The organism is Shewanella goraebulensis, from assembly GCF_030252245.1.
GTDB classification, from domain to species: domain Bacteria; phylum Pseudomonadota; class Gammaproteobacteria; order Enterobacterales; family Shewanellaceae; genus Shewanella; species Shewanella goraebulensis.
On sequence record NZ_CP126972.1, the window covers coordinates 3,872,368 to 3,897,749 of the forward strand.

Sequence of the window (25,382 nt, forward strand, 5' to 3'; positions counted from 1 at the left end):
TCTACTATTAGGCAAGAATAACCGCCTAACACTAGCTAGAAATAACAGTAATTCGACACTGATAATAAGGTTTCCAATGGACGATAATAAACGCCCTCTCTATCTTCCTTTCGCAGGTCCGGCCATTCTTGAGTCTCCTTTGCTAAATAAAGGCACCGCCTTTAGCGAAGAAGAGCGCATTTACTTTAATCTTGAAGGGCTAATTCCTTGGGTTATTGAAACCATTGAAGAGCAAGCATCACGAGCTTATGAACAATATAAAAGTTTCAGTAATGACCTCGATAAGCATATTTACCTGCGTAATATTCAAGATACTAACGAAACCTTATTCTATCGCTTAGTGCGCAACCACATCAGTGAAATGATGCCGATTATCTACACCCCTACAGTGGGTTTAGCTTGTGAGCGCTTTTCGAAAAACTATCGCCGTAACCGTGGCCTGTTTATCTCATACGACAACAAAGACCGTATTGATGACATTTTAAATAACTCAACCCGTCACAAAGTGAAAGTCATTGTAGTAACAGATGGCGAACGCATTTTAGGCCTTGGCGATCAAGGTATTGGTGGCATGGGGATCCCAATTGGTAAGTTATCGTTATACACCAGTTGTGGTGGTATAAGTCCAGCCTATTGCTTGGCGATTACCTTGGATGTGGGTACCGATAATCCTAATTTACTAGACGACCCTATGTACATGGGCTCGCGTCATCCTCGTATTGGTGGCGAAGAATACGCAGACTTTATCGAAGAGTTCATGCAAGCAGTGAGTCGCCGCTGGCCTGAAGCGTTAATTCAATTTGAAGATTTTGCTCAGAAAAATGCCATGCCATTACTTGAGCGATATAAAGACAGATTCTGTACTTTCAATGATGATATTCAAGGCACTGCAGCAGTGACTGTCGGCTCATTATTGGCGGCATGTAAGGCGGCTAATACTCAACTTTGTCAGCAGCGTGTCGCTTTTTTAGGTGCTGGCAGCGCAGGTTGTGGTATTGCTGAAGCCATTGTGGCACAAATGGTTTCTGAAGGTATTTCAGATGAACAAGCACGTTCGCAAGTCTTTATGGTCGATCGTTGGGGTTTATTGCTTGATAACATGCCAACCTTACTCGACTTCCAAAAGAAACTGGCACAAAAAACAGTCAATGTTGAGCAGTGGGATGGTTTTAGCGATCATATTTCATTACTTGATGTGGTAAATAATGCCAAACCAACCGTATTAATTGGTGTATCTGGCGCGCCAGGTTTATTCACTGAAGAAATTATTCGTGCAATGCATAGCCATTGTAAACGTCCGATTGTATTCCCTTTATCGAACCCGACTAGCCGTGTTGAAGCGACACCTAAAGATGTGCTGCATTGGACTTCTGGTCAAGCATTAGTCGCGACAGGTAGTCCGTTTGAGCCAGTCGTCATTGATGGGGAAACCTTCGAAATAGCCCAATGTAATAATAGCTTTATCTTCCCTGGTATCGGTCTAGGCGTATTAGCTAGCGGGGCAACACGCGTGTCAGATGAAATGCTAATGGCTTCTAGTCTGGCGTTATCAGAATGCTCACCACTAGGTAAGAATGGCTCAGGTTCATTACTGCCAGCCCTTGAAGATATTCAAGAAGTCAGTAAATACATTGCCTTTGCCGTGGCGAAAAAAGCCATAGAACAAGAATTGGCATTACCTTGCCCTGATGACTTATTGATTCAGAAGATTGATAGCAACTTCTGGGAGCCTGAATACCGCCGTTATAGACGTACTTCGTTCTAATCATTAATAGTTGAAGCCATTAAATCATAAGCACAAAAAAGCCTAGCAATTGCTAGGCTTTTTTATTGAGCATATGGTGATGTTTATTTTAATACCAAATGGTGCAGTATTAAGCGAGTCATATAATGTTGAATTACATGACGACTTTATCTTCTAACGCCTTACACATACCCGCATAATTTGTAATGATCATTTTGCCTCTTACCAACTCAATAAACCCTTTTTGGGCGAACTTATTAAGCACTTCATTGACGCGAGGACGGCTCACATTCGCAATTTCACTCAACTGCTGTTGAGTAATTTTGATTTCAATTCTTGTTGAGTCTGTAACCTTTTTACTGCGAGCAAGCTCTAATAAGAAGAAATTAATTCGCTCTTCAATCCCATAAAAAGATAAATGCATACCTTGTACAAGCTTAGGACTATTGGTTCGCATAATGCTGTAAAGCAGCTTGTATACTTCACCGTTAGTCTTAGCTAATTCATTGAGTTCTTTTTTAGGAAAAAACAGACTTCTGATGGGTTCAAGTTCACAAGTATATAGATTGATTTTAGGATAAATCTCAATAGCAACGGCGCCAACCCACATCTGCTTGCCAAATATAAAGCTCGCTAAAGGTCTGTTATCTAAACTGGTTGTCGCAAATGTTCCTAACCCTTGGGCACAATAAAACAAACCACGTTCATCATCACCATGAAGAAGCGTCGCATACTTTTGAATGCCATCAAGTTCAATCGCAACATCTAGTATTTCGGCTTTAGTTCGCTCGCTTAATTCACAAGGCCAGGTTATTTGGTTGGTTAATATTGACGTCATTGGGTTTCCAAACATTTGCTATAACAAGTTATGCTGACATAACTTGTTTAAAACTATTCAACATCGAACGATCAGTTCGGGCTTTTTTCAATTTTCTAATACTTTCTTTCAATGACTGCTCAGCTAAGCGGCCAAAGACACCGTCATATTCTTTTTCATCAATAGCTTCATCAGACTCAGCTTCATCAGCGATTTCTTGAGCGACCCGACTTAATTGCATCCAAGCATTGGCAATATAGAAACCGTGGAACTCCGCTTGTGGCATCAATTTCTGCGCACTCGCTGGCATAGCATCCCAGCTTTTAACGAATAAGCCGGCATTATCTTCAATTAACTCTTTGAATAAGCCTTCATAAGCTTCAAGTAATGTCTCTGGCAATTTATCCATCGGCAGTACTTTGTTGGCTACGTTGAAAGACACTTGCTTCGCTACTGCTTTATATTCTTCACTCATATGACTCATTTACATTTCTCTCTTGATTTAAAAGTACTTCTAGATACCAATCAGGGTTTGGATACTCGACGGTGTATATCCAGCAATGGCGCATACCTTAATGCCTTCACTTAATCTAGTAAAGCAACATAGCCTGCGTAAGCTGCATCTTTGAGAGTTTCACAAACTTACCTCTCGCGTAGACTTTAAAAGTAGCAAACATAACTTGAGTCACCACTTCATACACTGGATGCTGATATTTATGCAGTCATGTGTTCTAAGCTGATGTTATAAAGCTCAGCCTTATAAATAGTTACCTAATTAAGCTTAGATAAAAAGAAACACATTGTTTAACTGGCATAAAGCTAAAGACGTTCAAGAGAAAATATGATTGTTTAATATATTTAAAAACACAAGATATCAACATATTTGTTTCAGTAAATATGATGAATTCATTTCAAATTTAGTTCAGAAGAAGTAAGTGAAATAGAAGCCTAACAAAGTGGGTAGACACATGACTAGTACATTAATTACCATTCACTTAAACTTAACCTTTGTATCAATAAAAGTTGCTATTTAAGCAACAGTAACCCGCTAATTAATCTCAAATAAGTTAACAAAAGACCACATAGCAATCACCTTAAAGCTTTAATTGAACAAACCAGTTTATATGTCATAATGAAGCCAGACATTTAAACTCACATGAGACATATTCGATTAAAATCCTGCTGCACTTTGTATTAGCTATATTCTTGTGTGTCTCGGCTCTCACAACTCAAGCTAAAGCTAACGACAATATTAATGATCAGAAAACCCAACAAAGAATCGATTATCTATTCGACGTGTTCAATGAGGGGAAAGAAGGTGATCTTGAAAAACTAGCAGCATACTTAGCTGAACTTGAAACACTCATTCCTCAAGATGATATTAAGCAGCAAGAAAAACTCATTCCTCTTCAATGCTGGTACCATCCTTCAGAAACGTCCGAAGAATTTATACAAGCGATTAAACACGCCGAAGAATTAATGAATCGCCATCAAAAGAGCTATCCATCAGCCCTTCACGCAGATTTGTTACTTTGCCGCGCTTCTCATTATCAATATTCAGGTAAGCCTCAACAGGCAAAATTAGACTACGACGCTGCGATTCAAGAAGCTTATCAAATTGAAAACTTACGCTTAATTGCCGATGGTAGAAGTATGCGCGGTGCTATGCTGTCCTATGAAGGAGATTATACTGGCGCGCTTGAAGATCTCATTCCCGCGCAATCTATGTATGAACAGCTTAAATTGGATTACTGGGCACAAGTTAACTTAAGTGAGATAGCCAATAGTTTTCGCCGTTTCGGCGACCCACAAATGGCGCTTAATTATCAGCAAAAGCTCGAGAAAGCTTATCTTGAAAATAATCAAGATTTAGAAGCTATCGATGTCAATACTCAAATCGCTTATTCCTACGAAGAACTCGGAAAAAATGAGCTAGCACTTGAACGATTCGAGAAAAGTTATCAATTCTGGATAAACAGAGACCAGCCAATCCCTGCAGCAGGTGCTGCAGTTGATATTGCAGGTATTCAGTTAAAACTGGGTCAAGTTGATTTAGCCATCGAAACGTTAGAGCTCGCAGAAAAGACCATTACCATAGAGCTTGATGGTTTATTTAGTTTTATGAAGTTATTCAGGGCTCAGGCAGCACTAATAAAACAGCAACCAGAAAAAGCATTAGACTATGCAATCGAAGCTGAAATGGGTTTCGATGTCAGTAAAAATGAGCGAGGTCTAAGCCAAGTTTATACCTTAAGAAATGAAATTTATTTATTTTTAGAGGACTATCAATCTGCCCACCACGCTTTGAGTGATTATCTGAAACTGCACCATAAACTTGATCAAAAAAGCCTCAGCAGTCGCAATAGTGAAATGCGTGCACGATTTAATACCGATAAAATTGAATCTGAAAATCAGGTGCTTCAACACATACAGCGTATAAAAGAACAAGAGCTCAAAGTATTAGAGAAGAATAAAGAGTTACAGCAAGTTATTATTTTTTTAGTCGCCATTATTTTAATTATAATGACCCTGTATGCAATCAAACAGGTCAAACGAAAGCAATTATTCAAGAACCTAGCACTTACTGACGAGTTAACACAATTAGCCAATCGTCGACACACATATAAGTTGGCAAAGAGTTATATTGAACAAGCACGTAAAGAAAGTACTCATTTTTCGCTGATTTCATTCGATGCCGATCATTTTAAAAAGGTAAACGATACGCTTGGCCACGATATAGGCGATAAAGTATTAGTGCTATTAGCTGAGGTTTCTCGTAATTTAATGCGCAAATCGGATACTGTTGGACGCGTTGGTGGTGAAGAATTTTTGGTTTTATTACCAGGTGCCAATGAGCAACAAGCACAGGATATTGCCGAAAGATTAGTCAAAACCGTAGCTAATGCTGATTGGCATGAAATTGCCCCTGAGCTTAAACAAACTATTAGTGCGGGCGTGAGTCAATTTGACAATGATAGTAACTTAGAAGCGCTATTATTACGTGTCGACAATGCACTGTATCAAGCAAAGTCTGCAGGAAGAAACTGTGTTAAGACGGTATAAATAACCTTGCAAAAACATATTCGATGTAACGATTATTATAGATATCTCATCCGTATATTTGTCTCAATTATCGTGTTGTTCGGGCACGTTTCATTTTCAGCCTCAGCCAACATGATAGAGAATAAGGCGGCAGATGAGTTAATAAGTCAGTTTGAAAGTGATCAACTGACGGGAACGTTATATTTTGATGAAAAGCTACTTGAGCTTGAAGCTCTGATAGATGAAGCTGATAAACCAAGATTAGAAAAGCTTTCTACCTTAAGCTGTACTCGAATCCCATCTGGTTCAAAAGAAAAGCTGCAGGATTTTGTTACTCAATACTCAAGCCTTGAACAACAGAATTTTTATTATCAATCTTCGCCCGTATTACTTAATTTGTGCCGCTCTATTGCGCTGATGTACTTAGGTGAGCTGCAACAATCTGAGCAGATAAATCAACAAATGCTAGCCAAAGCAGAGGCATTAGGCGAAACCAAATTAATTGCCGATGCATATTTTACAATAGGCCAATTAAGCTTATTTAAATCCCAGTTTTTAAGCGCTATCGACAGTATGTCGATATCGTTTGAGCTCTATCAAAAGCTGGGCTATTGGAACACTGCCAATATTAATATTATCTCCTTAGCCAGTGCTTACCGTCGTTTGGGAGATAACAAAAAAGCCCTCTATTATTATAATATTGTTGAGCAACATTTTATCGAGAACAATAAGCTCAATTTATTGGCCACGGTAGAACAAGCGATGGCTTATATTAAGCTCGATAGCGGTGACTACCAAGAGTCACTGAATTACTTTGAGAAGATATATCAGGTCGCAGTAAAATCTGGAAGTGACTTGTACATGGCTGAAATCGCTGTCGATATGTCAGCACCTTTAATTAAACTTAACCGCTTAAATGAAGCAGAAAAGTGGTTAGATCAAGCTAAGCCCTTCATTAAAGCTAATAATTATTCTCACTTTGGTTATATGCACACTTACTACCTTGAATTGCGATTACGACAAGAGCAATACGAGCAAGCATTAGTGCATTTTATTGAAGCCAAGAAGAGCTTTGATAAATACAATAACAAGAAAGGCCTAGCCATTGCTTATCCTGTGGTTGCTGAGTTGTATGCTCAGCAAGGAGATTTTAAATCAGCTAATCATTGGCATCATAAGTTTTTAACCATCCATAATCAATTGGATGAAAATGCACTCGCCACCTTTAACTCTGAAATGCGTATTCGGTTTGACTCAAAACAGCTTGAAGAACAGCAGAGCCAGTTAATTGCATTCCAAGCCTTAAAAGAAAGCCAGCTTGAAGCCTTATCCACCAAACAACAGTTACAATATGTAGCTATAGTGCTCACCTTTATTCTCATTGTTATATTGGCTATTTTCTTCGTCAAACTCATATTTAAATCCATCCAATATAAGCAACTTGCTTTAACTGATCCACTGACTCAAATCCCTAATCGATTGTTTGCATATAAAATAGTTAAGCATCTATTTTTAAAAGGAAATAAGTTCTCTATCCTACTAATTGATGTTGACCACTTTAAAGCCGTAAATGACAATTTTGGCCATGATGTTGGTGATACAGCATTGCAATTAATCGCTCATAAAATCAATGAAATCTGTCGCAAAGAAGACACGTTAGCGCGTATTGGCGGCGAAGAGTTTCTGGTTATTATGCCTAATGCTGACGACACCGATGCAATCAGTTTAGCCAGTAGAATTAACCAGCACGTAAAGCTCATTGATACGCAAGCTCTGTCGATGCCAAACCCATTTACTGTCAGTATTGGCATTGCAACAGTCACAGATGAAAAGGCAATCTCGCCATTACTTAAAAAAGCAGATATCGCACTATATCAAGCAAAAAATGCTGGCCGAGATGGCTACGTGAATTATCAAATAGCTCTTGAAGATGAAGATGAAGATGAAGATGAAGAAGATTTAGCACTAAACCTTAAATCATCAAAGCAGGAGCACAGCCAATGATGCGCCATCTCTTCACTGTCATGTTCATGCTTTCCATGTCGATATGCTTGACAGTATCTATCACGCTTTCTTCGCAAGCCTTCGCATTAAGCGCTGATACAACTCAAATTACTGCAAGCGAAAAGAAACCATTCGATAACCCTAGGTTTGAAGAGATTTTTAAACAAGTTGATGACGGCGATATCAATGATGCCAGTTTCCCCATTCTAATTGAAGAAATGGCGCAGCTAATTGCTGAAGGTGATATTGAACGAACTTACCGTCTAATGCCAAAGCAGTGTATGGCATATAATTTTTTAGCAGAGCAACAAAACCAGAATGCTCAAGAGTTTCTTAGCAATATCTATAATCATTATCCTGACATACCACCAGCAATTAGCATTGAACTAAAGCTCTGTGAAGCAACGTTATTACGCTATAAAGGCGAGATTACTGAAGCAAACGAAATGGTTAAAGCAGCTCTTAACAACGCCCAACAAATAGCAAATGAGCGACTCATTGCCGATGCTTATTCAATGCTAGGTCAAATCGCCTCCTATACAGGAGATTTTGCTTTTGCACTTAAAAACCTACTAGAAGCTTATGAGCGTTACCAGCAATTAGGATTGATCACACTTGAACGGTTAGGTTTGCTGGATTTAGCCATCACATACCGCCGTCTTGGTGAAACCGATACGGCGCTTAAGTACTACGCAGAACTTGAACAAGCTTTTAGTGACAGCAATCAAATTGCCTTGGTTATGTTAGTGAAAAATGACATGGCTTATGCCTATGAAGATATCAATGAATATCAAAAGGCCGCTGATTATTATTTAGCAATTTTTAAATACTATGAAGAGGTCCATTCAGATCCTACTTTTACAGCCCGTGTTGCAGTCGATATGTCATCAGCTTTAATCCGCCTAGGCCAGTATCAGCAAGCATTGGATTATCTCGACAAATTTGAATCGGTGATCAGCCCATCAGTTGATACCCATTACAGCTTTTTACATCTTTATAAAGCCCAGGCGAAACATGGTTTAGGCTTAACCGAGCAAGCCATACCCCATCTCAAAAAATCCACTGCAGGCTTTAATAAAAACCACAATAAACGTGGTCATGAAATGCTTCTCGAACTAAAAGTAGAAATTTATGAATCATTAGGACTGTGGCAACAGGCTTACGAAGCACAACTTAAGCTCTATGATATTCACCTTATTCTAGATAAAGCTCTTGAAAACCAAGCCAGTACTGAAATGCGTGTAAAATTTGATAGCGAAAAAATTGAAGCCGAAAATGCCGAATTAGTGGCGTTTCATCAGTTAAAAGATCAACAATTGAGCATTAAACAAGACAACGAGAGATTACAAATCATCACCCTTGCGCTGGGTTTTGCATCGATATTATTGTTAATTTTATTCAGTCTCTATTTCAATAAAAAGTCTAAACAACTCAAGGAACTTGCGTTAACAGATTTATTGACTCAATTACCCAATCGACTCAGTTTTTATCGAGAAGCCCAGGATACTTTTAACCGATTATCTCAACATCAACAGCCCTTCTCGATAATATCTATAGATATCGATCATTTTAAACAGGTTAATGACCAACATGGTCACAGCATTGGCGATATAGTGTTAAAAACTATTGCACAAATCTTACGTCGTAAAATATCGCAAACGAGTGTTATGGGCCGTGTAGGAGGGGAAGAGTTTTTAGTGTTACTGCCTAACACTCGCTCCCAAAGTGCAATAAAAACAGCTCAAACTATTATTGATGAAGTAAATTTTGTCGAGTTTAGTAATTTTAGTGAAAACTTATCGGTAACGGTAAGTGCTGGAGTCGCGGCCTATAAAGACGAAGCTAAACTTACCGAGATCATTAAAAAAGCCGACTTGGCTTTATATCAAGCTAAGAACCAAGGCCGCAATCAAGTGGTTTACTTCCGTGATGATGCTTAGCCAGCCGTTAGCGAGTATAATCAGCACTAGTAATCATCAACTGTAATAGCCTTTCATGCCTGACTCAAAACCAAACACCGACATTCAAGCTGACTCAAGCTTGAGTCGTGAAATGACAGCTCAAGAAACGTCAGATTTGTCACGCCAGATAAAATCATGGGCACAAGAGTTAGGCTTTGCCGAGATAGGAATAACAGATACGGATCTCAAAACAGAAGAACCTAAGTTACAGCAATGGCTGGACAATGGTTATCACGGCGAGATGAGTTACATGGCAAATCACGGCATGATGCGAGCACGCCCCTATGAGCTTCATCCAGGTACTGTGCGAGTGTTGAGTGCAAGAATGGATTATTTACCGCCACAAGCGGGTTTTGCGACTAATCTCTCCGATCCCAACCTTGGGTATATTTCGCGTTATGCTGGCGGACGTGATTACCATAAATTAATTCGCAAACAGCTTAAAAAGCTCGGCGATAAAATTGTCTCACATTGCAACGACTTAGGTGTAACAGGTGTTGATTTTCGACCTTTTGTCGATTCAGCCCCAGTGCTTGAAAGACCATTGGCTGAAAAAGCGGGTTTAGGCTGGACAGGGAAACACTCCCTATTGTTAAACCCAGAAGCTGGCAGTTGGTTCTTTTTAGGTGAAGTATTAATAAACATTCCACTGCCAATTGATATTCCAATCAATCAAAGCTGTAATACCTGCGTAGCTTGCATTAAATCATGCCCCACCAATGCAATACTTGAAGATAATGTGGTTGATGGCCGCCGTTGTATTTCTTATTTAACCATAGAGCTTCAAGACGCCATCCCTGTTGAGTTTCGTCGTGCCATTGGTAATCGTATTTATGGTTGTGATGACTGCCAATTAGTCTGCCCTGTTAACGCCAAAGCCCCTTTAACAGAGCAAGCTGATTTTCATATTCGTGAGCCATTATTGCAGCCTAAATTGCTCACCTTATTCGCTTGGACAGAGAAACAGTTTCTTTCACTCACCGAAGGCAGTCCAATAAGGCGAATTGGCCATAAGAATTGGCTCAGAAACATCGCCGTTGCATTAGGTAATGCTCCATTTAATGAAGATATTATATTGGCGCTGCATGCTCGTAAGGATTCTGATGAAGTAAACGATATGGTCATTGAACATATTGATTGGGCCATCGAAGAGCAAAACAAAGCTCATACAGAAATACTCAGCCGTAAAACTCAACGTGTTATTAGAGCCATTGAAAAAGGCTTACCTAGAGACGCCTAGCACTCTTTCATATAGCCATAGCCAAGTGATAAAAACTAAAATGCAGCTGAAGTGACCTTCAACTGCATTGTGTTTAATAGTAAAAGAGTCACTAGAAGCTGCTAACTTTGATCTAAAGTGAATCCAACTTTAATAGTCACTTGCCAATGCGCAATCAAACCTTCTTCCAAATGCCCTCTTGTTTCGACCACTTGAAACCAGCGCATATGCTTTATTGATTTATTAGCCGCCGCGATCGCATTTTTGATCGCGTCATCCGAGCTAATTGGTGATGATCCTGTCAATTCAATCAGTTTATAGGTATGACTCATTGTTACTCCATCATTATTAAAGGACATTAACTGAGTATAGATAACCTATAAAAATCTGCGTAACTTCAACACAATGAATGAATATTACTCATATTAAAAGCACTTTTAAGGATAAGCAGCAGAGTCTTGTTATGTTTATTCTAAGTTTTAACCCAAATCTTTTTTCATCAATAAAATGAGTCAAACAAGTCACTAAAAGTGACTTACTTATACTCTCACATTCAACTTTTAACCACTACCAAAGCTGAAGCATAATTGAACGTTTGACATTTTATTAGCCACTTTATGGCTTAAACAGGTTATTGCATAAACAGTATGGATATTTGGTGATTGGATATCATAAAAGCCTTATTCTATAAGGCTTAGGTAACTTTGCTAGCTACCCTAACTCAAATGGATTTATCTACGATCATAAGGCCGAACGAACCATTAGGCTTATTCAATAAAACACTATGAGTTTATCCGCAAAAGGAATCGATAATACAAGTTTTAGCTTTATTGGTGACGAATAAAAGGAAACCGTAAGTTTGTAATTTTCATATCAAAAAACGCAACAAGTTAACAAGTTAAGTACATTTATGTAAATTAATTACACAGGCGTCTGGACGTCTAGAAGTTTACTGTGGTACTCTGCATCTAAGCAATCGAATAGATTTCACCCGAAAGTTGAACAAAATTCATGTGAGGATAATATGATAGAGCTGAGACACCTTCGTACTCTAATGGCGCTCAAAGAGAGTGGTAGCCTAGCTGGTGCCGCGAAAAAACGTTTCGTAACTCAGTCAGCGTTATCACATCAGATTAAAGAATTAGAAACCCGAATTAACTCGGCTATTTTTATTCGAAAAAGCAAACCGCTGTCATTCACACAAGAAGGCGCTAGATTATTGAATCTCGCTGAAGAGATTTTGCCTAAAGTGATGGTAACCGAATCAGATCTTAAAAAAGGTCTAGATGCGGAGTCACAATCACTAAAACTGGGCATTGAATGTCACAGCTGTTTCCGCTGGTTAATGCCAGTGACAGAAGCTTTTAAACATATTGCTCCAGACGGACGAATTGACCTTTCAAGTCGACATTTGTTTGATTCATTAAATGCATTAGAAATGGGTGAGTTAGACATAGTGCTGACCTCAGATCCTGTACCTGGTCACGCCTTGGCTTATCAGCATTTATTCGATTTTGAGGTTAAACTAGTTGTCGCTAACGAAAATTCATTAGCAAAAGAAGCTTTTATCAAGCCTGAGCAATTAGCTAAACAAACATTAATTACATACCCTGTTCCACTACAGCGTCTAGATATTTTTAAACACTTTTTAGAACCTGCAGGTGTTGAAGCTGGTGAGCAAAAACAGTGCGACTTAACCGCGATGTTATTACAACGTGTCGCGTGTAACGATGGCATAGCGGCATTACCAAGTTGGTCAATTAATGAGAGCCATGGATTAAACCTCTCTTCAGTAAAACTTGGCGCAGAAGGATTAAAGCGTCCATTATTTGCAGCCTATCGCCGTAATGCGGCTAATACGAGTTTAATTCAAAAATGGTTAACGTTAGTGGCAGCAGAGGGCTTAAAGTTACAGCGCTTAAGTCAGCAACACTAATCTGAGCGCAGTTATATAACCTGTCAAAGAGCGCGTTAGACATAAAAATGCCACTCATTGAGTGGCATTTTTGTATCTGAAACTATTTAGATAAAACCATGAGTTAACTTATAAGTTAGCAGTTACTCATCTCCCACAAGCGGATTAATCAGCACATTGCGCTTAGCTAGCACATGTCTCAAAACCATCCCCGCAGAATTAGGATTATTCGTTTGGCTAATATTATGAGCAACCATAAATTCATTACGTAAATCATCATCTAAACCTAGCGCCTCAAACGCTTCGATAGATAAACTTTGCTGCTGTGTATCAATTAAGTTTTTAATCACTTGCAATGCAATCGCTTTCTCTGAGGCGGCATTTAAAAATGCAAAAGCACTCAAGGTAATCACTTGGCCAAATACACTGAATAAGGCTAGGGTTTGCACTTCGTCAGCATCAATATCAATGGGTTGATCGCTCTCTTCAATATCACGAAGGTGCTGAACCGCATCAACTGCAATATTCTCAGTTAATGTCCAATAGCCTTTTACCAGTTTACTATAAGGTTCTTTTAACTCATCTAAACGCTCTTTTAAATAAAAAGAAAACGCATAGCGATAAATATTCACTTGTCCTAAACGGATAAGAGCATCTTTAATACTACGATTTTTAGTAGAGATGATACCACCAGCTTGAGCAGTATTACTGCGCCATAATAGATGCGCAGCTAAGGCTGGGTCACTTGAAACGATGTCGATTAAAATACGAATATCGGCTTCGTTAATCAGTGCTTTCTTTAAAGGAATCAAAATACCACGTCGACCAATCACTTGCTCTTCGTTTCCGATAATAGCTTTGACTTGAGTTAGCACCTGTTGCTCAAGATAGGTCATATTGTACTGCTTCCCTTTAATATTTTTAGATTTCTATTAGGGAATTTATCCACATAAGCGGCACTAAGGTCAAGTAATTAATCTATTATCAAACAAAAAGCCGACAAGCTGCTTGTCGGCTTTAGATTCTTCGTCATTTACGCAGCTAAGCGAATATAATAGCAGTACAAAAAAAATGGCTTAAAAGCGGTATCCCGCCGTTAAGCGAACTGAGCGACCATTACCAGAATAATATCCATTGCCCCAAGCAGAGTAGTAACCCGCACTGACATATTCTTCATCTAATAAGTTATCGGCGCGCAAACTCGCAGACCAGTTATCGCGTGTATAGTTAAGCGCTAAGTTAGCTAACACATAGCTTGATAACTTAGGATCAACGTTGCCATTATCACCTTCAATAAAACGTTCACCTGTGTAGATACCTTCTACAAATAGCTGCCACTCAGATGCAATATCGTAACTTAAGTGCGCGCGGCCGTTATGCTTTGCAACCCAAGAAAGTGCTTTACCTTCGTTTTCGCCTTCAGTGAACTCTGCATCAATGTATTCATACGATGCTCCTAATAACCAATCAGCTGATAACTGAATATCGTAACTGGTATTGATCCCGTATCGACGCGATGCATCAGCATTAACGTTAGCCCCACCACCTTGAGGACCGTCAGTACGACCAGCATCGTAAACAATCTCATCTTCTAAATCGAGGCGGTACGCATTTAACTTAAATACCTGTGCTGTTGTGGTCCAATCCCAACCCGCTTCATATGAGCGACCAGTTTGTGGGTCTAGCCCAATAGTGGTGATAGGGGTATAAGCTTGTTCATCCACTTTAGCGAAGCGGAAGTTATCATTGGCGCGGATATAAAAACGGTTTTCAATACTTGGACGATAGTTAAGGCCTAACTCAAATGCATGCGCATCATTATCAAGCTCTACACCAGTTGGATAGAGTGTTTGATCTGTTAAGTCATCAGTGACTTCACTGTAACGACCACCAACAACATAAGATAATGTCTTAGTTAACGGTACTGACGCTTGAGCATAAACACTGGCCATTTTTTGCTCATTGTTTCTTTGAGTATAGGCTAAATCAAAGTCAGCTTCACCGATGCTTAAATCAATACCTGCAACAATATCTAAATCACCCTGTTCAAGCTGGTAGTTAGCCGTGGCTTTTGGTGAAAAACTTAATAAATTACGTTCAATACGGCCAGCGCTGCCATATAAAAAGTTAGTGGTTAACGTGTCTGAGTAGGTTAAATCAGCAATTAATGCCCACTCTTGGTTTAACTGATATTCATAGCCACTACGCAGCGCTGTGGTCATTTCGTGAGTGTATTCGCCATCAGTGAAAGGAGCAGCTTGAGTTGGGTCTTGCTCAAACTGTTCAAGTGATAATGCACCTGGTGCTTGGCGGTTATCATCAAAATAGTTAGCTTCGACAAAGAATTGCTGTTTATCTGATTGATACTGTAAACGACCTAACACTGAGCCAGTTTCGCTTTCATTATTGTCTCGATAGTTGTCACTTTGGTTATAGCTCGCTGCTAAATAATAACGCCACGCGTCATTTATCGCCCCAGAGAGATCACCTTTAGCTTCATAAGTATCAAAGCCACCACCACTAAGTTCAAAGCCTCCACCAGTGCCATTAGGTGCCTTAGTGATGATATTAATAACACCACCTACAGCTTGGTCACCATAAAGCACACCTGCTGAGCCGTATAGAACTTCTACGCGCTCAACTTGATTTAATGGCACGGCATTGATGCTAGGCGCTGAGATATCGATATTATTTAAGCGGCGACCATCAATCAAAATCAAGGTGTTACTGGCAGCTTGTGACGCCGTAAAGCCACGCATCGCAAAGGTGGTTCCTGAGTTATTATCAGAAACTTGAATACCTGCTTGGCTACGCAGTAAGTCAGTTAAACTCACCGCGCCGCTCATTTCAATATCAACCTGATCAATTACGTTAACGTTGGCAGCGATGTTTAACGGATTGGCTTCACTCCGACCGATAACCACTATGGTTTCAGTGCTATTAGTAGCAGAAGAAGTGTTAGCTGTTTCAGCTGTTGCGCTTGAAACAAATGATACAGCAGAAACGCTTAATATTAGGCTAAGCGCAGTTGCGATTTTAGTTGGATTAGTACCCATTTACCTTTAACTCCTGAAAGGAAAAATGGGGCATATTTGCCGCAGCGAATTGTGCTAGTGTTCAGCCAGATAATCGGATCGATTGGATCCACCACCTTTGCTATCAACTAGTGAAGCTACATTTCGAGATCTGCCCACCGAAATCTCAAAATCATCTTTTTGGGGCCGGTCTCCGGACTTAGGATAAAGTCATATAAATGACTCACGAAGCAGAGTTTTAAACGTTTTCATTTACTGTAATTACCTTTATTGTAATTAATAGCAAACATAAGCAAACGCACTCAGTTCTCACCATTACCGTTGCGGGGGCAGCACTAGACTCTCACTAGTTTCCCGATTATCCCGTGTCACAACATCACAAAGATGAAGCACTCACAGGCACCACATAAGATTGACGATAAATTTGTCATTGTTACGATTGTCGTTAAACAAGTCCATATAACAACTAGGCGCATTATAACTGGTTAAAGTTACTTTTTGGTATAAAGAATGAGGATCATTCATATTATTCAATGCTGAGTTATACAGATTGAATAATATGAGCTCATATAAAATAGATAAAGGCTTGCTAAATAGACCTAACGCTGAAATTTAAGTTGCAGCATTTTTGAAATGAAATCGCGATGATTTGAGCCATTTAGCGGTGGATTAGACTCGCTAAACACTTCGCCTCTCATCGACTTATGAATTAAATACATATCTTCGGTATCTTTAAGTACAGCGTAATAACCAATTTCACCCTGACGTGTTCTAGATGTTGCTCCACCATAAACATTCTTCATATTGGTACAGCCAATAATACCGTGATAAGCCTCTTTGCCACCAATTTGGGTCATACCAAGTTGCTCATAAGTCACACTACCTTGGCAGGCATCTTGGTATGTATCAGCAAATCTATCTAGAAATTGAGTGCTATCAATGCTGGTAGCTAGGCCTTTAAAGCCTTGAATGCAATATAACGCAGACCAATCGTTGAGAGTTTCACCAGCAGGTACAAACTCAGCTTTGTACATGTTGCCTTTTTCAGAATTAAAAGCCATTTTCCAGCCAACAGGCAGATCAAATGATACTTTATTAGCAAAGATTGAAAGTTGTTTCTGTTCTGAACCGCCATCAGCATCTGAATATGCCGTTATAGCGTTAATATGAGGGGTTGGCTCTTTGGCCATTACATTATAAGAAGGGCTCAATAAAAATAGCCCCGCAGATATTATTAGGGTCATGCTAGCTTTCATACCGAAATCATCCTTGGTATTGGTGCTGAAAGGTGAAACCTAGTTAAATCAAACAGAAATACAGCAACTATGTCACCAAAATGTTGCATTACTGTATTATCTTAACGATTAATCTTCAAGCTCATCCGCTGAATCAGTTAGATCTATTTCATTTGCTTCATCAGTTAACGCTTCTGCAGCAATGGCATCAGCAATAGATTTGGCTTTAATTTTCTTTTCAGTTTTACGTTTATTACGTTCAACTTGGGTGCTCATAAATGCTGTTAGCTCTTTTTGACCCCATGCAACCGCTTCATCTTCTGTTGTAAAACCATCGTGACTCTTAGACACGATCGTTTTAGTTGCACTCATACGACGAGTGATTTCAGTCTTGAAAGTATCGCCAACGGTTAACACTCTAAAATCGTACTTCTTACTTTTGCTCATTATTCGGTTTTTCCTAGCTAAACTCAGCTTAAATTAAGGTCGCGCAGTGTACGCGAACATTGTCTATTTAGCACTCATTTTGAGCACTTTTAAATTAAAAGGTAAAGCTACTGCTTTACTAGTTGGTTTGAGCCCACAATCATCATTTCACATTTCTGACAATCAAAGACTAACTTCAATCTATCTTTACCGATATCTAACACCATAGGATCGGCTTTAATCCCTTCAACTTCTTTAGGACATAAGTTGAAACTGTAACGTAAACAGTGCTTAGTCACCATCAATGGCGCATCAGTTAATACTTGGTTTTTCTCGTAAGTATCTTCCATCTGAATCACGCCATGCTGCTCGTAAAACTCACGAGACTTATCATTGGCAACGTTAGATAAAAAGCTTAAATACTTTTGCGGGAAACGCGCTTCTTTATCATGCTCACCACGAAGTGGACGCTGATAAGCATTTACACGAGCCTCATCAAAAGCTGCTATCGCATCTCGGCGTAGACCATTAATCACTGAGGCAGGTAAAAACCAACGATTGGCACAATTAACCTGTAACTGCTGCAAGCTGTAGTCACTGTTACCCAGTTTAGCTAACTGAGTACGTAAATTCGCGTCAGCTTTGGCGTAATCTTTTGCTGGCTCTTTAGCCCATTCAAGTTTAACCGTGACTGAATGTTGATGCTTATCTGAAACTGTTAATGCAATACCAGTCTCAGTGTCATCTAACACCATATCGACCATGATTTTACGGGTGGCTGAATCTTTTGATAGCAAAGCATCAAACTGGTGGTCAAAGTTTCTGAAAAGCTCGACACCCACTTTCAAGTCTTTACTGACATCGGTTAAAAATAAAGTATTCCCATCGGCGCGGTTTACCCGCAAACCTTTGGTTTTGTTATCTGACAAACGTTGCTTTTGATAACCATCAATAAAGAAACACAAACCATCACCATTATTAAACTCGATGGTTTTACCAGCTTTTGCACTGTCGACTTTAATGAAGTCGCGGCCAACACCCACAATGGTACCGACCTTTTCACCTATGTATTTAGGCGAACTAAAATGCTCAATCAATGCGGTACGCTGATTGATAAAATAATCGGTTTTGCCACGGTTAAAGCTTTTTTCAGGATCTGGTGTGAAAGTGAACTCACTGCGACCATGAGACATAGATTCTAAATCGCTACGGCGATCGATAATCGCATCAAGCTGCTGACGGTAATGTGCGGTGACATTTTTAAGGTAGCTGATGTCCTTTAAACGTCCTTCAATTTTAAAAGAGGTAACGCCCGCATCAATCAATGCTTCGAGGTTTTCCGTTTGGTTATTATCTTTAAGTGATAATAAATGCTCATTTTCAGCTAAGACTTCACCATCTCGGGTTGAAAGGTCACAAGGAAGGCGGCACATTTGCGAACACTCACCGCGGTTAGCACTGCGATTTGAAAACGCATGACTGATGTTACATAAACCGCTGTAACTTACACATAGTGCGCCATGGACAAAATATTCCAATTTAAGCTTGGTGTTGTCAGCAATTTGCTTAATTTGCGGCAAGTTTAACTCGCGGGCTAATACCACTTGCGAGAATCCCACCTGCTCTAAAAATACTGCTTTTTCAGGTGTGCGGTTATCCATTTGCGTACTGGCATGCATGGCAATTGGCGGTAAATCCAATTGCAGCAACCCCATATCTTGGATAATTAACGCATCGACACCTGCTTCATATAATTCCCAAATTAAGCTCTGCGCCTGCTCAATTTCGTCATCCATCAAAATGGTATTTAACGCCACAAATACTTGAGCATGATAGCGATGAGCAAATTCAGCTAAACGAGTAATATCTTCAACACTGTTACCCGCATTATGGCGTGCGCCAAAAGCTGGGCCACCAATGTAAACCGCATCAGCACCGTGACGAATGGCTTCAATACCATAGTCAGCGTTTTTTGCAGGTGCAAGAAGCTCTAACTGTTTCTTTTCAGTAGGCTTAGTTGGCGTTGATGTCGGCGAAAATATTTCTACAGAACTCATAATGAATGTTTATCTTTTTCTAGGTAATAAAAAATGCATCAAGATAGTAGCTAAACACGGACTAAAACCACGTGTATGTCACTATCATTGACGCACTGTTCAGCTTACTAGTTTAGCAAAAAATAACCAGTTTCGCGGCTTTTACTTAAACAAATGCTGAATATTCTTAAAATCACTTTTACCTTCAGCGATTTCCTGCGGGTTTAATCCCGATACTTCATGAGGGAACACTAACCACTCTTCAGACTCGTGAATAAAGTAATCAGGCTTCAAATCTACCGCTGTATTCTTTGGTTTGTAATAAGGGCAGGCAACACGAATATCAGTAGGGATGTTCTTACGCATAAACTTTTGCAGCTTATCGATTAACGCATCAACACTACGACCAGAGTCAAAAACATCGTCAACAATCAATAGTCCATCATCAGCATTAGCATTTTCAATAATGTAATGTAGGCCATGTACTTTGATTTTCTTGCTTTGCTTGTCGGTACCAATTCCGTAATAAGAAGACGTTCTTACGGCGATATGATCCGTTTCAACATTTTTGAAATCATAGAATTCTTGCACAGCAATACCGATTGGAGCGCCACCACGCCAGATACCAACAATAAATTGTGGTCTAAAGCCACTGTCATAAACCTGCGCAGCAAGTTTAAAAGAATCTTCCAGTAGCTGTTGTGCACTGATGTAATGTTTATCTGTCATTGGTTTTGGCCCCTATCATTTTTATTGCGGCGAATTTTATACCAAATTAGGATAGTTTGTCTGTGAGGAATACGTTTAATCGTCATATTTGTTAAACAAAATGAACTTAGGGACGCTATAAGCGGTTGAACAAAAAAACATCATTGACTCCACATTCTTCTGTGGCATAGTAAATTTAATGCCAATTCATAGCGAAACCAACACTATGCTTGCAGCTAATGACGCTCAACTTCGACAACAAGCCGACTCTGATAGATTATCTTCAAGAAGTGATAATCCGTTGATATGGCCGCTTCTCACTCTACTGCAAAGTTCTTGTCAAAGTTGGAAAGTCCACCATTTAGCCAGCGAATTGCAAAGCAAAGGATTAATGCATGATTTAGATCCTGAACCTGAAAAAGCTCTCTTCAAACGTAACTTCCTGTTAATGAACGCCCTTTTTGAACTACAGAGCTTGCTACTTCCTAATCAATGGTTGCAAGTTAAAGCTATGGATATTCAGATTTTCAGAATTTTGCCCCATGACATTGCCGTGCAGCAAAGCCATGATGCAGCGTTAAAAGAGTATTACCTCGATTGGCAGCAATACGATACGTGCGCTAACGTAGTCAAAGAAATGTTAGAGTCCTTTTGGTCGAGTTATCAAGAGTATATTGGCGTCAATCAAGTATTAATGCATGACAGCCATGCCCTGAGTATTTTTGAGTTAGATGCAAGCGCCACGAATAAAGATATTCGTAAACAATGGCGTAAGCTGGCACTAAAGCTTCACCCCGATCGCCCAGGCGGAGATGCACAGCAGTTTCGACAAGTTTGTGAAGCATGGCAAACTTTACGCTCAAAAGTGGGATAGCACCTAACTTAGTAGCTATTTATTTTTATAAGAAAGCCGCATCACATCACATATTTACCCCTGAAATAAATCATCGTTTAGGTCATAATTCTTGTTAATATTAAGGCAATTAAGTATTGGCTTAATTAAGACTATTTTAAGATTTCTCGCAACTACCAGCGGGTAACGCGACACTTTTATTGAGGCTGAAATGATTAAGATTAAACCTATTGCATTCACTATGGCACTTGCGGCATTCACAATGGCTCTTACTGGCTGTGGTAAACCTGCTGAAGTCACTGCTGAAAAAGCTGTTGAAGTCACTCCTGAAAAAACGGTTGAAACAGCTGCTGTTATTCCATCTAAATTTGTTGAAGGCCAGCATTACACTCAAATTTCTGATGGCCCAGCTTCTAGCGAACCTAAGATTTCTGAGTACTTCTCTTTTTACTGTCATAACTGTTACAACATGGAAACCAAGTACCTGCCAGAAATCAAAGGTAACTTGAATAAAGAGATTGGCTTTGAAACTAAGCACGTTGACTTTATGAACAGCGAGATTGGTACCGAAGTGATGCGCGCACTAGCTGTTATTCATGAAGTTGGTAATGAAAAAGCGTTAAACACTGCAATGTTCCAAGCCATTCAAGGCGAAGGCGGACATCACGATCATAGCGCTCCAGGTCACAGCCATGACGAGCCTGAAATCAACAACCGTGATGACATCAAAAAAGTATTTGCAGCAAACGGCGTTGATGCTGAAACTTATGACAAAATTGCAGACAGCGAAGCAACTGATGCGAAGCTAGCACTATGGCGTCAACAGCAAGTGATGTTCCGCGTACAAAGTGTTCCTACATTTATCGTTAATGATAAATATGCGATCAACATGAACGAAATGCGCACCTTAGGTGACTTGATTGATGTTATGAATTACTTAGCGTTAGAAAAGAAGTAATTTATGATGTCGCAAGCTTCTAATATAAATTGAAGCGCTGATTAGGACATTAAAAAGCCCGACTTTATTAAAATAAAGTCGGGCTTTTTGTTTCTTGCTTATATTACAACTTTAACCATCTTAGTAAGTTAAGAGTTTCGCACCATATCGATAATATGAAATGCAGCAAACACGATGTGAATCATTAAAAAGCCAACAAAACCTTGAGCGAACATAATGTGGTACTTACGCCACATCAATGCATCACTGGTTCCTTGAAAAATAAACCAAGCAATACCAGTAATACTCACTAGCGCCATCAAAATCAGGCCTATTCCTTCAACAATACTGAAAATGCCCTTACCGCCAGAACTAGGCAGCTTGCCTTGCTTTAATTGTTTTACTTCATCAATACATTGTGAAAAGTCTAATTTAAGCCATGGAAAAAACTGACGCCAATGGCCATTAAGTAAGTTTTTCAGTAAAAACAATAAGCCAAATACTGCCGCTATCAAGCCTATATAAACGTGTAAACTGTCCCAAATACTGGCTTTAGCACGTAAACGACTACCAATTAATATCCATGGACTAGTCACTACAAGAAACACACTCAAGGCCACGACAATGACATGAAGTTTCTCTGATATCAGCTGAATTAACTTGGATGAACTCTGGCTCATAATGCTCCTTACTTTATGTTCAGCGTGTTAGGAAAACGAAATTGGGTCATAAAATCAATAAAGCCAACAAGTTAATTGTTGGCTTTAAACTTATTTACGCTGACTGAATTTGAGCGACGTAGTTATCTACTTTCGTCCAATCAGTGTATTCCACTTTGGTATTTGGATCGGTTGGGCCTTTGGTGATCCACATGATAAAGCGGATGATATTGCGATCCATTGGCCCATAGTATTGATAATCTAAATTGCCGCCAAACACTTCTAATACTTTAGGCTGCCATTCACTTTGCTTCAAAAATGCCTGCATATACATATTAGTATCTGGAGTATTCTTACCTGGTTTTCTTGCCACTAAACTCACAGAGAAAAAGCCATTAGCTTTAGTATCAAGCGCAGCTTTGTTATCAGCCACAAACTGATAAAGCTCAGGGCGATGTTTACCATGACGAATACTGGCACCAATGAACACTTTATCAAAACCACTGATATCTGGTTTATCTTGCAGCGGCGCTAACGTGACGGTTTCACCAGCTGCTGTAAGCTTCTCTCCCATGTAATCGCAAATCTTACGGGTTTGACCGTGGACAGTTGAATAGATAATTAAAATGTTACTCACGTGCACCTCGATGATAATAAAAAAGCTAATACGATTATTTAAACCTTGAAACACTCAGTAAGATTTTATTCAACCATGCTATTACATCTAATCTTAATAGAAAGCGAAATATAATTACATGGACCAGATCACGGCAAATTAGCAACAACGACTATTAATAGTTAAGACTTTTGAGTTGCTCACAAAAAAGTGGATAACCCTGATGAGTTATCCACTTCGTTTTTGTTAATCAGCAATTTAAAATTGCTGATTTTGACACTATAAATAAGGTGTTAAAGCAACTAATACGACGAATGCATTATAGCGACATTAGGAAAGACACTAACTGATCTCGTTCTGCTTTAGTTAAAGCCATAAAGGCATCTTTACTGTTTTTAGCTTCACCACCATGCCATAAAATAGCTTCTTCAACACTTGCAGCGCGGCCATCATGTAAAAAACCTGCTTGCGGATTAACTGTTTGCGTTAAGCCTAATCCCCATAAAGGACGAGTACGCCACTCATTACCATTCGCTAAAAAGTCAGGGCGACCATCGGCTAAGTCATCCCCCATGTCATGCAATAGCATATCGGTGAATGGATATATAACTTGCCCCTTGAGTGAATCAATTATCTCAATACCACCAATATCGCCTGCAGTTTTAGTAGTAAAGCTTGGAGTATGACAGCCAGTACAATTAACTTGAACAAATAAGCGCGCACCTTCACGTACATAACTATCATCGACATTACGTCTTGCTGGCACGGCTAAAGTTTCGGCATAAAACACCACCGCATCACTAAAAGCCTGATCAGCTTCAGGCTCTCCATTTTCGTCACTACCGGTATCAACAAAACCAGTACGGGTTAAGTAAGAGTCATGCAAGCTGGTGCCAACAACACTTTCATCAGGAAATAACGGGTTTGTAATACCAATATCACCTCTAAGTGCACCTAAAGATTGCACTCTGACACTTGGCGTATTCGCTTTCCACCCAAAACGGCCAAGTGATACTGGGGTTTCATCACCGTTACGCGCCTTAATGGCATCAAACACCCAGTTCGGACGACCTGAAATCTCGTCACCATTTGCATCATCGGCATCGGCTAATGCCAAGATGTCCGCTTCTGGGATAGCTTCAAGTAAACCTAAACCAAATACTGGCATGCCATTACGCCAACCCATTAACACATCATCTTGCAGTAAGTTAGAGGTGACATTAGCACTTTGCTTAGTTTCACCTGGTGCATCATATGGGTTTTCGACTTCAAAAATCGGCTTTTTCAGCTCAACACTGGTGCCATCTGCATAGGTGACAGTATTGCGCTCATAGGAAAGATATACATCGGCTTGACCACCAAAAGCATTATCTTGCCAATCTGCACGAGCTTTAAGTACACCACGATGGAATAACTGGCCGCCAAAATCTGGTACGGCAATGGGCGCACAATAGTTATTGTCAACAGTCGGTGTGACACACTCTTCTGCTGCTTTACTGATCCGCAAGAAGATCCCCGCATCAGAGCCTAACTTAACTCGTGTTGCATCAGCTGCTAAAAATGGTGTTGAGTTACGACCATCACGCTGATGACAAGAATTACAATCTGCATTATTAAATACTGGGCCTAAGCCATCCAATTCAGGGTGCTCAATATTAGGCGCGGTAGTAAACGAGATTTCAAAATTGGCATCACCTTCAAGGTGCAATGCTAAATCAGCGTCCGTTAAATTGGGGGAAGGCGTTGAGAAGCCATGACCAGAATTGCCTGCATCATAGGTTGTGGTATCACCGCCACTGGCAGTAATATCGGTAAAATCAGGATAAATAACAACTGGAGGCTCTGTTATGGTTGGCGTTTCATCATCACCACTGCCGCCACAAGCTGATAAAAGTAAGGCACTCACAACGGATGTCAGCACTACGTTTTTATGATAACGATGGGATTTAGAAGGCTTTACGCTTTTAGGATTCTTGTTCATCTCTTTACACTCTTGTATCACAATCAGCGTTGCTAATATCAGTATTACCGTCGTTTCAGCATTACTGCCGACTTAGAATTACTGGCGATTCAGTATTACTGACGACTTAGAATTACTGCCGAATTAGCGTTACAGCTAAAAATAGTAAATAGCTAAATTGATTTGCCTTGCTCTTTATGGCGGGCTTCATCAAT

20 protein-coding genes and 1 riboswitch are annotated in these 25,382 nt (G+C 39.7%); of the genes, 8 read left to right on the plus strand and 12 right to left on the minus strand.

The annotated features are described in order from the left end of the window. The first annotated feature begins 76 nt into the window (after positions 1-76). Positions 77-1,765 carry an NAD-dependent malic enzyme gene (locus tag QPX86_RS16410; RefSeq protein ID WP_220751930.1) on the plus strand — a complete coding sequence of 563 codons (1,689 nt, stop codon included), beginning with the start codon at positions 77-79 and terminating at the stop codon, positions 1,763-1,765. Positions 1,766-1,898: 133 nt separating this feature from the next. Here the strand turns inward: QPX86_RS16410 and QPX86_RS16415 are convergent, their stop codons facing one another. Together QPX86_RS16415 and QPX86_RS16420 are read right to left on the minus strand one after the other, a co-directional pair. Next, complete coding sequence (locus tag QPX86_RS16415) at positions 1,899-2,582, minus strand: Crp/Fnr family transcriptional regulator (protein WP_285163232.1); 684 nt, start codon at positions 2,580-2,582, stop codon at positions 1,899-1,901. Positions 2,583-2,610: 28 nt separating this feature from the next. Next, a complete protein-coding gene (locus QPX86_RS16420) occupies positions 2,611-3,045 on the minus strand; it encodes a DUF3069 domain-containing protein (RefSeq protein WP_220751935.1) in 435 nt (144 codons plus the stop codon). 722 nt (positions 3,046-3,767) lie between these two features. On the opposite strand from QPX86_RS16420, the gene QPX86_RS16425 reads away from it, so the two are divergent. The 4 genes from QPX86_RS16425 (at position 3,768) to queG (ending at position 10,808) form a co-directional block, all read left to right on the plus strand. After that, a complete protein-coding gene (locus tag QPX86_RS16425) occupies positions 3,768-5,624 on the plus strand; it encodes a tetratricopeptide repeat-containing diguanylate cyclase (RefSeq protein ID WP_220751937.1) in 1,857 nt (618 codons plus the stop codon). 111 nt (positions 5,625-5,735) lie between these two features. Then, a complete protein-coding gene (locus QPX86_RS16430) occupies positions 5,736-7,607 on the plus strand; it encodes a tetratricopeptide repeat-containing diguanylate cyclase (protein ID WP_285163233.1) in 1,872 nt (623 codons plus the stop codon). Then, on the plus strand, positions 7,604-9,547 hold the full coding sequence (locus QPX86_RS16435) for a tetratricopeptide repeat-containing diguanylate cyclase (protein WP_220751941.1): 1,944 nt from the start codon (positions 7,604-7,606) through the stop codon (positions 9,545-9,547). Before QPX86_RS16430 ends, QPX86_RS16435 begins: the two co-directional genes overlap by 4 nt. 112 nt (positions 9,548-9,659) lie before the next feature. Beyond that, complete coding sequence (gene queG / locus QPX86_RS16440) at positions 9,660-10,808, plus strand: tRNA epoxyqueuosine(34) reductase QueG (protein WP_285165186.1); 1,149 nt, start codon at positions 9,660-9,662, stop codon at positions 10,806-10,808. 101 nt (positions 10,809-10,909) lie between these two features. On the opposite strand, the gene QPX86_RS16445 is transcribed toward queG, so the two are convergent. After that, a complete protein-coding gene (locus QPX86_RS16445) occupies positions 10,910-11,119 on the minus strand; it encodes a dodecin (RefSeq protein WP_055026266.1) in 210 nt (69 codons plus the stop codon). A gap of 692 nt (positions 11,120-11,811) precedes the next feature. Here QPX86_RS16445 and QPX86_RS16450 point away from each other — a divergent pair. Beyond that, entirely contained in the window at positions 11,812-12,723 is a 912-nt protein-coding gene (locus QPX86_RS16450; protein ID WP_220751945.1) for a LysR family transcriptional regulator, read from the plus strand. Between the two features lie 122 nt (positions 12,724-12,845). Here the strand turns inward: QPX86_RS16450 and QPX86_RS16455 are convergent, their stop codons facing one another. From QPX86_RS16455 to QPX86_RS16480, 6 genes are all read right to left on the minus strand, one after another. Then, the gene (locus tag QPX86_RS16455; protein WP_220751947.1) at positions 12,846-13,598 is read right to left on the minus strand and encodes an HDOD domain-containing protein; all 753 of its coding nucleotides are present in this window, start codon (positions 13,596-13,598) and stop codon (positions 12,846-12,848) included. A 180-nt stretch (positions 13,599-13,778) separates the two neighbouring features. Next, positions 13,779-15,758 carry a TonB-dependent receptor gene (locus tag QPX86_RS16460; RefSeq protein WP_285163234.1) on the minus strand — a complete coding sequence of 660 codons (1,980 nt, stop codon included), beginning with the start codon at positions 15,756-15,758 and terminating at the stop codon, positions 13,779-13,781. A 146-nt stretch (positions 15,759-15,904) separates the two neighbouring features. Beyond that, positions 15,905-16,159, minus strand: a riboswitch (cobalamin riboswitch). Between the two features lie 177 nt (positions 16,160-16,336). Then, positions 16,337-16,993 carry a hypothetical protein gene (locus QPX86_RS16465; protein WP_220751951.1) on the minus strand — a complete coding sequence of 219 codons (657 nt, stop codon included), beginning with the start codon at positions 16,991-16,993 and terminating at the stop codon, positions 16,337-16,339. Between the two features lie 108 nt (positions 16,994-17,101). Then, on the minus strand, positions 17,102-17,419 hold the full coding sequence (locus QPX86_RS16470; RefSeq protein WP_220751953.1) for a DUF3622 domain-containing protein: 318 nt from the start codon (positions 17,417-17,419) through the stop codon (positions 17,102-17,104). Positions 17,420-17,526: 107 nt separating this feature from the next. After that, a complete protein-coding gene (locus QPX86_RS16475; protein WP_220751955.1) occupies positions 17,527-19,455 on the minus strand; it encodes a peptidase U32 family protein in 1,929 nt (642 codons plus the stop codon). A gap of 141 nt (positions 19,456-19,596) precedes the next feature. Beyond that, positions 19,597-20,163: a phosphoribosyltransferase gene (locus QPX86_RS16480; RefSeq protein ID WP_102528939.1), complete on the minus strand. Its 567-nt coding sequence runs from the start codon at positions 20,161-20,163 to the stop codon at positions 19,597-19,599. A 178-nt stretch (positions 20,164-20,341) separates the two neighbouring features. Here QPX86_RS16480 and QPX86_RS16485 point away from each other — a divergent pair, with 178 nt between their 5' ends. Together QPX86_RS16485 and QPX86_RS16490 are read left to right on the plus strand one after the other, a co-directional pair. Then, the gene (locus QPX86_RS16485; RefSeq protein ID WP_407696598.1) at positions 20,342-21,016 is read left to right on the plus strand and encodes a DNA-J related domain-containing protein; all 675 of its coding nucleotides are present in this window, start codon (positions 20,342-20,344) and stop codon (positions 21,014-21,016) included. A gap of 190 nt (positions 21,017-21,206) precedes the next feature. After that, complete coding sequence (locus tag QPX86_RS16490) at positions 21,207-21,953, plus strand: thiol:disulfide interchange protein DsbA/DsbL (protein ID WP_285163235.1); 747 nt, start codon at positions 21,207-21,209, stop codon at positions 21,951-21,953. Positions 21,954-22,081: 128 nt separating this feature from the next. On the opposite strand, the gene QPX86_RS16495 is transcribed toward QPX86_RS16490, so the two are convergent. The 3 genes from QPX86_RS16495 to QPX86_RS16505 form a co-directional block, all read right to left on the minus strand. Beyond that, a complete protein-coding gene (locus QPX86_RS16495; RefSeq protein ID WP_285163236.1) occupies positions 22,082-22,612 on the minus strand; it encodes a cytochrome b/b6 domain-containing protein in 531 nt (176 codons plus the stop codon). A 94-nt stretch (positions 22,613-22,706) separates the two neighbouring features. After that, a complete protein-coding gene (hemG, locus tag QPX86_RS16500; protein WP_285163237.1) occupies positions 22,707-23,228 on the minus strand; it encodes a menaquinone-dependent protoporphyrinogen IX dehydrogenase in 522 nt (173 codons plus the stop codon). 298 nt (positions 23,229-23,526) lie between these two features. After that, positions 23,527-25,188: a di-heme oxidoredictase family protein gene (locus tag QPX86_RS16505; protein WP_285163238.1), complete on the minus strand. Its 1,662-nt coding sequence runs from the start codon at positions 25,186-25,188 to the stop codon at positions 23,527-23,529. Positions 25,189-25,382: the final 194 nt, after the last annotated feature.